This is a genomic window from Rhodoblastus sp. (assembly GCF_052145335.1).
Classification (GTDB): Bacteria; Pseudomonadota; Alphaproteobacteria; order Rhizobiales; family Beijerinckiaceae; genus Rhodoblastus.
This window is the reverse complement of record NZ_JBKQOU010000171.1, coordinates 1-3659: the sequence shown is the minus strand read 5'-3', so window position 1 is coordinate 3659 and position 3659 is coordinate 1. Positions and strand designations below refer to the sequence as shown.

Below are 3659 nucleotides of genomic sequence, written 5' to 3'. Positions count from 1 at the left end.
CGGCGGGAGTGGCCGCGAAGCCGTAGGCCGAGGTGGCGGCCGCAGTCGTCGGCATGAAGGGATCCGGGATCAGCGGAAGAACGCCGGCCTGGGTCTGAAGCGCGCTGACGGTGACGCCAGCGGTGAGGGTCAGTTTGTCGAACGTGATCTGCGCAGCCTTCGCCTCGCGATCGATGTAATCGCCGAGGACGGGGTTGAGGTAGATCGCGGTCGGCCGGATCACATAGGTGATGTTCGAGACGAGCTTCGCCACCTGGGCTTTGAGACCGTCGATGATCGAGGCGCCCGGGGCGATCGTCGCCTGGGTGGTGATCTGGGTCAGAAGACCGACATACTGGACCGTGGTCGGCAGCGACAAGCTGGTGTCGTTTCCGGCCCAAACCGCGCTCGCCTCGGTCAGGATGATCGCGTTGATGATATCGTCGATGTCCTTGGCTTCGATGTAGGCGAACTGCCCCTGCTGCCTGGTGACGTCGATGTCGAACAGCGACAGGTTGGTCTGCGCGGTGATGGCCTTGATCATCGCGGGACGCTCGACGCGGGTCGGGCCCGTCGCCGTTGCGGTGAGGTTGCGCGGATCGACGAATCCGCCGGTGCCGATCGCCGTCTCTTCGAAGTAGCGGTGGGGATGACCCGTCGCAGGCTTCGCGTCGACGCGGTTGAGAAACTCGGAACTGCGACGAACGATGTCGTAGATCTCGTTCTCGTACTTGTTCACTTCGATGGCGCCGTTGCCGAGGTAGTCGGCCGCGGCCTTCATGTCCTCAAATCTGGCGCGGGAAATTCCACTCATGACGAATTGATCCTTCCGGGATGTTGGGATGGGCGCACGCGAACGCTCGCCGGCAGGGCGCTTCAGGCCCCGCCGGCGCTGCTTTCAGCGCGGCTCTATGCGTTCAGGTTGACGTCAGGCGGTGAGGCCAGCGCGCTCGAGTTCGATCTTCATTTGGATGCGCTTGGCCGGCTCGAGGTTGAGCGGCTTGATGGCGGCGTCGATCGCAGACGCCGACAGCTTGGCGTCTCCTTCCGGCGTCGTCAGGTTGGCCCGCGCCAGGATCGCAGTCACGACCGGCGATAGGGTCTTGCGCTCGGGGGCGGCGCTGTCGGCGCGCTTGCCGGCCTTGAGATCCGCAATCTTCGTCTCCGCGGCAGCGAGCTTGTCGCCGAACGCCTTGGAAGCCGTCTCGACCGCCGAGGCGATGAGCTTGGCGACTTCGTCGTCCTTGGCGGCGAGCAGTTTCTTGGTCTCTTCGGCCGCGGCCGAGATCTTGTCCGCCACGGACTTGTCGTCGCTCCTGTCGGCCGACGCGCTGTAGGGATAGTCGTGGTCGCGGAAGATGTGCGGGACCTTGCCGGTCGCGGCGTCGGCGCGCATGGCGGAAGCCATTCTTTTCAGCGTCTGGACGTGACCGCCAGTCGGATGCAAACCAATGCCAGCTGCTTCCATGGAGGCCGCGCAGCTTTCGAGCCCGGCCGCATGCGGCTCGACCTTGGCTGCAGTCGCAGCGTTGGCCTCGACAACCTTGAGGTCGGCGGCGACCTTGGCCGCGAGAGCGGCGTTGGCGGTCCCAAGGGTCGCGTTGGATGCCTCGAGGCCGGAGATTTTGTCGTTGATGGGCTTCAGCGCTTCGGCGAGCAAAGCCTTGAGTTCGTCGGGGGTCATGTCAATGTCCTTGGCGGCGTTCGCCGCAAGCGAGGTGGAGTGATAGGCGGCCTTGTCCTTTCGCAGGATCGCGGCGCCGGTGAACGCCAGTTCGACAATCTTGAGAACGTCCGCACCCGGATCTTCGACGTCAATCCGTTGCGCTTCGAACGAGAAGCCCAGGACAGATTTCAACGCTTTGATGCTTGCGGCGACCTCGGGGAAGTCTGAGGCGTAGATGTAGCCACTGATGACGATCTCGTTGCCGATGACATCGGCGGACGTGATGAGGCCAACCTTGGCTTGCGGATCATGGCCGTCAAAGGCGGCCGTGAAGTCGACAGCCATCCCAACCAGCGTCTTGAGCGCGGCCTGGGCGGCTTCTGATGTGACGAGGATGCGTCTGCCGTTGGAGCCGCCGGGCGGCTCGTCAGACGGCTCGTCGACCTTCGTCAGGACGCCGGAGAACGGCATCTTGTTCGGGTGATCGTCGTCGTTTGAAATGTTGAGGGCCATCGCGTCAAAGCGCATGGCCTTGACGCGGTGCCAGTCGGTGGTGTCGATTCCGAGTTCTTTGGCGCGGCGGAGGATGTGGCCGCGCGCGGCGGACTTCTCTTCCGGGGTCAGGCCGCCGGTGCGATCGACCATGTCCCACGCGAGGCGCGTGTGCCGTTCATCATGGATTGGCAGCTTGCGCTTGCCCGGAACAGCAAAATGCTCTTCCGGAATCGCGTCGCGCATCGGCTTGGTCAGCTTCTTGGCGTCCATGGGTGTCCTCAGAACAGAAGGTTCCGCAGGGCTTTCAGGCCCGCGTTGAGTTCGCCCGTCGACGCCTCGATCGCGTCGGGCAGCGCCGCGCCGAATTCGTCGAGGTGACGAAGGGCGCGCTGGAGATGTTCGGCCGCAGGAAACACGGCGGAGTTGGCTGAGTGAGCCAAAACCGCGCGCAGGGGCAGCGCAGGCTCGTCAGGGGCCGTTGGGGGCTCCCCCGTGGCATCATCGGCCACGGGAAGGGGGACAGCCTCCACGGGGCTTCCTACGGCCTCCACGGTGGACACTCGCGATAGGTGGTTAGGGTAGGCGAGCATCGACGGGGAAAGTTCGACGTCTTCCGTCCCGTCCACTGTAGGCGCGAGGGCGGCAGTCGACCTGACGCCCGAGCCCGCAGGCGGCACAGGCGGCCGATGGCCGCCTTCCGGTACTGTGTGTCCGCCCCTGGTCTTGGGCTTCAGCATCAGCCGATGACCACGACGTCGACGGTGCCGGCAGCCAGGGTCGCTGCGCCGGTAAGGCTGAACGTGAAACCGACATTCGTCTTGAGGAGGCTTGTGACGTTCTGGATCGCCTGACAGTTGGACATGACCCCGGCGTTGTACGGCGTCGGAAGGTCGATCGCGACCGTGCGCGGGATCGCCGCGCCGGAGCCGCCGAGCGTCGCAGTCGCGATCGATGCGCCGGAGCCGCCGCCGCCGGAGACAGTGAACGACGGCGCCCCGGAATAGTTGCCGGAGTGCGTGAGCAGCGCCGTGCCAAGGCCGAAGGACCAGGTCACCGTGACGCCGACGCCGGCGCCGACAACGTCGGCTGTGAGGCCGGACTGCGGGGCGACCGTGTAGCCGCCGGCGGTTGTGATCGCGAAGGTCAGCGCGCCGGTGACAAGGGTGCACGTAGCGCCCGATAGGGAGCCGCCCGTGATCGTGTCACCTGCGTTGGTCGGCTGCGCCGTATAGTCGCCAGCGACCGTGACGACGATCGGACCGGTGAGAGCGCCGCCGGCGTTGATGGTGCCGGTGCCCTGCCATTTCGTGCCGGTGCCGGTCGTGCCGGTGACGGTCACTGCGCCGGGCGTGCCGCCGGAGCCTGCCGCGTTGACAACCGCGGACACGACCTGCACGTTGGTAGCGGTGAGTTTCGTCTTGGCGCCGGCGGTAGTAGTGCCAGTGCCATAGGCGCCAGCAACCGCAAGCGTGCCGTCAGATGGGTTGAAGGTGTCGTTTACAGCGACTCCTGTTCCAGG

3 protein-coding genes and 1 pseudogene are annotated in these 3659 nt (G+C 65.5%); all 4 read right to left on the bottom strand.

Features of this window, described 5'->3' with window-relative positions:
* Positions 1–793: hypothetical protein (locus ACLP2E_RS11230; protein WP_442465975.1), on the bottom strand; the 793-nt coding region annotated here is incomplete at its 3' end.
* Positions 794–907: 114 nt separating this feature from the next.
* On the bottom strand, positions 908–2410 hold the full coding sequence (locus tag ACLP2E_RS11225) for a hypothetical protein (RefSeq protein ID WP_442465974.1): 1503 nt from the start codon (positions 2408–2410) through the stop codon (positions 908–910).
* A gap of 8 nt (positions 2411–2418) precedes the next feature.
* Complete coding sequence (locus ACLP2E_RS11220) at positions 2419–2649, bottom strand: hypothetical protein (protein ID WP_442465973.1); 231 nt, start codon at positions 2647–2649, stop codon at positions 2419–2421.
* 227 nt (positions 2650–2876) lie between these two features.
* Positions 2877–3659, bottom strand: a pseudogene (locus ACLP2E_RS11215) (hypothetical protein); the annotation flags it as partial.